Annotated in this window: 4 protein-coding genes; all 4 read right to left on the reverse strand. The window is 34.5% G+C overall.

All coding sequences use genetic code 11. The annotated features are described in order from the left end of the window. On the reverse strand, window positions 1-663 hold a 663-nt coding region (locus tag CI949_RS14585; RefSeq protein WP_290767606.1), incomplete at its 3' end, for a GIY-YIG nuclease family protein. Further along, window positions 650-3,709 carry an HD domain-containing phosphohydrolase gene (locus CI949_RS14590; RefSeq protein ID WP_290767609.1) on the reverse strand — a complete coding sequence of 1,020 codons (3,060 nt, stop codon included), beginning with the start codon at window positions 3,707-3,709 and terminating at the stop codon, window positions 650-652. The genes CI949_RS14585 and CI949_RS14590, both read right to left, overlap by 14 nt. Before the next feature lie 32 nt (window positions 3,710-3,741). Beyond that, entirely contained in the window at window positions 3,742-6,552 is a 2,811-nt protein-coding gene (uvrA, locus tag CI949_RS14595; RefSeq protein WP_290767612.1) for an excinuclease ABC subunit UvrA, read from the reverse strand. Window positions 6,553-6,608: 56 nt separating this feature from the next. Continuing rightward, window positions 6,609-6,963, reverse strand: a 355-nt coding sequence (locus tag CI949_RS14600; RefSeq protein WP_290767614.1) for a UvrB/UvrC motif-containing protein, incomplete at its 5' end; no start/stop codon positions are given.

Below are 6,963 nucleotides of genomic sequence, written 5' to 3' on the forward strand. Positions count from 1 at the left end.
TTTCATCTTTTTTTCAACCTGCTGCTTTAATTCTGTTTGTCGTCCAGATAAGAAAAGACAGACCTGGTCAATTAATTCGTGATAATCTTCTTTACTAACTGCACCAATACAAGGGCCCAGGCATTTATCAATATGATAATTTAAGCAGGGGCGATCTTCCGGTTCATCAGCCTTTAACTCTTTTTTGCAGCTTCTGAGCTTAAATATATCTTTGATTACATCCAAAGTTTTATATATTGCATCAACATCTGCAAAAGGACCGAAATATTCTGCACCATCATTTTTTACAATTCTGGTCTTAAAAACCCTCGGAAAATCAACATTTTTGGTTACTTTTATATAGGGATAGGTCTTATCATCTTTAAGCCGAATATTAAATTTAGGTTGATGTTTTTTGATCAAATTAGCTTCTAAAATGTAGGCTTCTACTTCTGTGTCTGTTATAATATAATCAAAATCATCTATATATTTAACCAGCATTCTCGTCTTATAAGTTTGATCATTTTTACGAAAATATGATCTAACTCGACTGCGTAAAGATTTAGCCTTACCAACGTAGATAATCATACCAGTTTCATCTTTCATTAGATAAACTCCAGGTTGGCGCGGCAGTTCTTTGAGCTGTGCTTCTATGTGTTCTTGATTAATTTCATTGTCTCTCAATTAAATCACCTTTATTTATATTAGTACTAATAATTTGAATAAATTTATCCACTAACTCAGGATCAAACTGAGTACCTGCACATCTCTGCAGTTCCTTTAAAGCCTCTTCTTCAGTCATTGAGTCTTGATATGGCCTACCGCTGATCATTACATCATATGCATCAATTATAGATAACATCCTAGACAGCATAGGGATTTTTTCACCAGCTAAGCCATCAGGATAGCCACAGCCGTTCCAGTGCTCATGATGGTGAAGAATTTCGTAAGAAATATGAGCAAAATCTTCTAAATTAGATGTAATTCTAAAACCAGTTTCAGTGTGTTTTTTCATCAGTTCCCATTCTTTTTCACTTAATCTATTGGGTTTATTCAATATTTCTTCGGGAACTGCAATCTTACCAATATCATGCATTTGTGTCAATAAGTGCAGTCTATCTTTCTCTGAATTAGATAAACCTATTTCATCCGCAAAATCATTAGCTATCTGGCTCATCCTAGAAACATGCTCTTCTGTTTCTGAACTTTTTTCTTTTAAAGATGTTAAAAATGCAGAGAGCACACTACTTCGGGCACTTTTACGACTTGAAATTTTATTTTTATACATCCGATCTTCTGCTTTACTCAATACCATCATCAAATCTTCTTCTATATCCACTTTAGCAGCATTCCCCAGGGCAATAGAAACAGCAAGTTCTCCCTCTTCTTTTGAAATTTCCTGATTAATTCTTTTAATTATTTCTTCACTTTCTTTAACCGATGTCTGAGGGAGTAAAACAACAAATTCATCCCCACCCCAGCGGGCAATAATATCTTCTTCTCGACATGATTTTTCAAATAGCCTTGCTGCTTTTCTAATCAACTTATCACCTTTTTGATGACCGTAGGTGTCATTGATTAACTTAAGATTATTAAGATCTCCCATAATAATGCTTATTGGAAGCTGTCTTTTGGTATCAATTCTTTTAATCTCTTCTTCTAAAAAGGCTCTGTTATATAGGTTAGTCAATTTATCGTGAAATCCAATGTATTGAATTTTTTCCTGATTCTTTTTGCGTTCAGTTATATCCCAGCAGAATCCATCAATCACAAAAGTTCCATCATCATATTCCTTACTTACTCTTGCATCCATCTCAAGCCACATAATATTCTTGTTTTTATCATAGGCCTGATAGGTGAAATTATTGACTTCTCGATTTTCCTGCATAAGTCTAATAAACTGATCTCTACGTTCAGAATTCACATACAATTCCTTTTTTAAATCATTATAATAATTTACTGTTTCAGAAATTGAATCAAAACCTAATATTTCAGCCATATGGGGATTAATCATTTTTACTTCACCCCTGGAAGTAGTTTTAAAAATCCCTACAGGAGAATTTTCAAATAACCTTCTGTATTTTTTCTCACTTTTTTTCAATCTCTTTTCTGAATCCTTACGTCTTTTTTCATTTATAATCTTTTCAATACCCAGAGAAATATCTCCAGTTAATTCATCTAAAAGCTTTACTTCTGTTTGATCAAAATTATTTTCTTCAGCTGAACAGAAAGACAAAACTCCCCATGGTTTATCAAATGCACCCAAGCAAAAGAAAGCGCGTGAGCCGCAGCTGCTATCTAAAAATGAATTGATTTCTTCAGTTTTGGGAAGATCATTGACTATTAATTTATCATCATCTTTGCTGATTAATTCTTCCTTAAAGTTAATTACTGAGTTATTTAAGTCAATATTATATGTCTCATTCTGTTTAAAATTTTTAGTATTTGGTTCAGAAAATGATAAAACACGAATTCTTTCTAAGTTATTATCAATCCTTCCAATCCAAATATTTTGATATTTACCATAGTCAGCTATAATTTGAACAGCCTCATCCAATAATTTTTTAAGTGATTTTTCTCTAACAATTAGCTGGTTTACCATACTCAATGTTCTATAAATTTCATTCAGCTTTTTTAATTCAGCTTCAGTCTCTCTACGCCTGGTAACATCTCTAAAAACCATCACTGTTCCTTGAATATTACCTGATTCAGTCTTAATTGGAGCAGCACTATCAGCAATATGATATTCATTACCATCTCTTGCAATTAATTTTGTATGATTTGCCAAGCCAACAACTTTTCCTTCTTTTAGAACTTTTTCAACAGGGTTTTTTGCCTTTTCTCCCGTCCTGGCATTAAAAATTTTGAAAATTTCTTCTATATCTTTATTGTAGGCTTCCTCAATACTCCAACCGGTTAAATTTTCAGCAATTGTATTTAATTTTTGGATTCTTCCCTTTTTATCAGTAACTATTAAGCCATCACCAATTGAATTTAAAGTTATTGAAAGAAACTGCTTCTGTTCTTTAATCGTTTCTGCCTGTTCTAAGTTTTTTAAAATAATTGATATTTTAGCTGCAATAGATTTTAATAAATCAAATTCTTCTTTTAAAAAAACAGTCTCATTATATTTTACAGGGTGTTCTGAGAGATAGGATATTTCAATACTCCCAACAATCTGGCCATCAATTTTTAAATCTTCCTGCTGCATCCAGCGGCTTTCCTCAAAGTTATCAGTTTTGTATTCTTCATCATGATAAATTATTCGTGCCTCACAGTCTGCAGGATATTGATAAGAAAGAGGAATTTTATTTACAATCTTATTAAGGGTCTGAGAGATATTCAATTCATTTTCTTCCGCTGCTTCTGAAATTCTATATAATCCGGTAAGTTCTTTGACCCTTTCTCTTAGTTCGAAGTTTAATTTCTGCATTTTAGTAGTGCTGTGGATAATATAAAAGGCTGCAATAATTATTATTAATGCTTCAATTATAAATTCTAGTGGGTTAATATTTAAATTATAGATATCCTGAACCGCTAAAACAATAATTGAAAATACTGTGGAAAAAAGAACTCCTTTTTTACCAAATTTAACTGTAGAATAAATAACAAATAACAACAAAAGAGGCTGCACAACTTCCAGATTAGCAAACAGAGCAATAAACAGCAATACCAAACCTATGCTAAAAATCATAGTCTTAGAATTTAATAGCCTTTTAATATTATCCATAATTAGCACCTCCATTAAATGGTACCCTTTACCTACAGCATTTCTTTCAAAAACTTAGCAGTATAAGAATTTTCATTTTTAGAAACTTCTTCCGGGGTACCACAAGCAACTAGTTCTCCACCTTTTTCTCCTCCCTCAGGTCCAAGATCGATTAGATAATCTGCCGATTTAATTACATCCAGGTTATGCTCAATAACAATTACAGTATTCCCATCCTCACGTAATCGATGCAGCACTTCTAAAAGTTTTTTGATGTCGGCAAAATGGAGACCTGTAGTCGGTTCATCTAATAAATATAAAGTTTTTCCTGTACTCATCTTTCCTAATTCTTTGGCAATTTTAATCCTCTGAGCTTCACCACCAGAAAAGGTAGTTGCCGGCTGACCAAGTCTAATATAGCCTAGCCCAACATCATAAAGAGTTTGTAAGCGGCGGCGGATTGGTTCAATATTTTCAAAGAATTCTACTGCTTCCTCTACAGTCATATCAAGCACATCTGCTATTGTCTTGCCCTTATATTTAATCTCTAAGGTTTCACGATTATAGCGCTTACCATCACATACTTCACATGGTACATAAACATCCGGCAAAAAGTGCATTTCTATTTCTTCTATTCCCTGACCTTTACAGGCTTCACAACGTCCTCCTTTAACATTGAAACTGAAGCGACCAATTTCATATCCACGCTGTTTGGCTTCAGGAGTACTGGCGAAAACATCACGAATATAATTAAAAACCTTAGTATAGGTCACTGCATTAGACCGGGGAGTTCTTCCAATTGGAGACTGATCAATATCTATAACCTTATCAATCTGCTCCATTCCTTCTATCTCATCATGATCCCCTGGATGTAAAGTTGAATCATATAATTCTCGCATCATCTTTCTTTTGAGAGTATTATTTATTAAAGTACTTTTTCCCGATCCAGAAACTCCAGTTACACAGGTAAAGGTTCCCAGTGGAAATTCTACATCAATAGATTTAAGATTATGCTGTCTGGCTCCTTTTATTTTTAGCCATTTATCTCCGGGCTGATACCTATCTTCAGGCACTTTTATTTTCTTTTTGCCTGATAAATATTGTCCAGTCAGAGATCGCTCTTCTGCTAATATATCTTTTAATGATCCTTCAGCAACAATCTCTCCTCCATGCTTACCCGCTCCAGGACCCATATCAATAATATAATCTGCTGCCCTGATTGTTTCTTCATCATGTTCAACAACAATCACAGTATTTCCTAAATCTCTTATATGCTCCAGAGTACTGATCAAACGATTATTATCACGCTGATGCAGGCCAATACTCGGCTCATCTAAAATATACAAAACTCCCATTAAACCAGAACCAATTTGGGTTGCCAGCCTTATCCGCTGGGCTTCACCACCAGAAAGTGTACCAGCAGAACGTTCAAGACTCAAATAATCAAGTCCAACATCGAGTAAAAATCTTAAGCGTTCTCTTACTTCTTTTAGAATTTCTTTACCAATTTTAGCCCGCCTATCATCAAGTTCTACCCCCTCTAAAAATTCATGGGCCTCTTTGATAGTATATGAACTAAATTCAGCTATAGAAATTCCACCAACTGTAACAGCAAGCACTTCCGGTTTTAAACGCTGACCATGACAAACATGACAAGGGATTTCATTCATATATCTTTCCAATTTCCGATGAGCACTTGAACTATCCGATTTCTCCATTCTTTCTTTTAAATAACCAGTAATTCCTTTGAATCTAGTAGTATGATCTCTAGTTCTGCCATAACGGTTGGTGTAAGGAAAGGTTATTTTTTTATTATCACCATAGATTAATTTTTCCACAATATCATCATCTAAATCTTCTATTTTTGTTTCCAAACTAAAATCATATTCATCAGCCATCGCCTCTAAAAGAGCTGGATAATAACGGCTGGATGACCTTGCCCAAGGAATTATCCCACCATCTGCTATCGACTTTTCTCTATCTAAAATTAAATCGGGATCAAATTCTTTTTTTACTCCCAGACCATCACAGTTTTCACAGGCCCCAAAAGGAGAGTTAAATGAAAACATCCTGGGTGACATTTCTTCCAAACTAATATTGTGTTCAGGACAGGCAAAGTTTTCACTATAAGTTGTTGTTTCTCCATCTATCTCATCAATCATAATTAAGCCCTCTGCATATTCCAAAGCAGTTTCCACAGAATCAGCTAAGCGTTCTCTAATTCCACCTTTTACAACCAAGCGGTCAACTATAATTTCTATATCATGCTGAAAATTCTTATCAAGTTTTTCTGCCTCTTCTAAAAGAATTGTTTCTCCATCAACTTTTGCCCTCACAAAACCATCACGCTGAGCCTGAACAAATACACGCTCATGCTCACCTTTTCTGGCTCTAACTACAGGAGCCAGTATCTGAATCTTAGTTCTCTCCGGCAGTTCCAGTACCTGATCAACTATTTCATCAACAGTCTGGGATTTAATTTCTTTACCGCAAACCGGACAATGAGGTATACCCACTCTAGCATAAAGCAGACGCAAATAATCATGAATCTCTGTAACTGTTCCAACAGTTGAGCGAGGGTTCCGACTTGTTGTTTTTTGGTCAATTGAAATTGCCGGAGAAAGCCCCTCAATATATTCAACTTTGGGCTTTTCCATCTGACCTAAAAACTGACGAGCATATGCAGAAAGTGATTCTACATAGCGTCTCTGTCCTTCCGCATAAATTGTATCAAAAGCAAGTGAAGATTTACCTGAACCACTCAAACCTGTAATAACTATTAGATTATCTCGTGGTATATCTATATCAATTTTTTTAAGATTGTGCTCTTCAGCACCTTTAACTATTAAACGTTCTAATCCCATTTTAAATTTTACACCTCTTTATATTTATTAAATACCATATATTAAGAACCGGAATCCTACATTTTTTCCAGTTTTGATTCCAGTTCTTCAATCTCATCTCTAATTTGAGCAGCTACTTCAAATTCTAAATCTCTAGCTGCATCTTCCATTTCAGCTTCCAAATCTATAATTAAATGCTGTATCTCTTTGCTTGTCATATCATCATAATTTTGGCTGTTATCATCAGGGTCTTCGTTGTCCTGGCTCTTATCATAATAACGGCTCTTATCTTCTGAAACTACCATATCAACCGGTTTTACAACATCACGAACTGGTTTAATAATAGTTTCTGGTGTAATGTTATTATCTTTATTATGCTGGATCTGAATTTCTCTTCTTCTTTCAGTTTCATCGATAGCAAACTTCATTGAA

It is taken from the genome of Halanaerobium sp., assembly GCF_003070835.1.

What these genes read in the sequence shown, in the direction of transcription:
- uvrA (WP_290767612.1), bottom strand. Translation starts at nt 6,552, where the DNA reads ATGGGATTAGAACGTTTAATAGTTAAAGGTGCTGAAGAGCACAATCTT.
- CI949_RS14590 (WP_290767609.1), bottom strand. Translation starts at nt 3,709, where the DNA reads ATGGATAATATTAAAAGGCTATTAAATTCTAAGACTATGATTTTTAGC.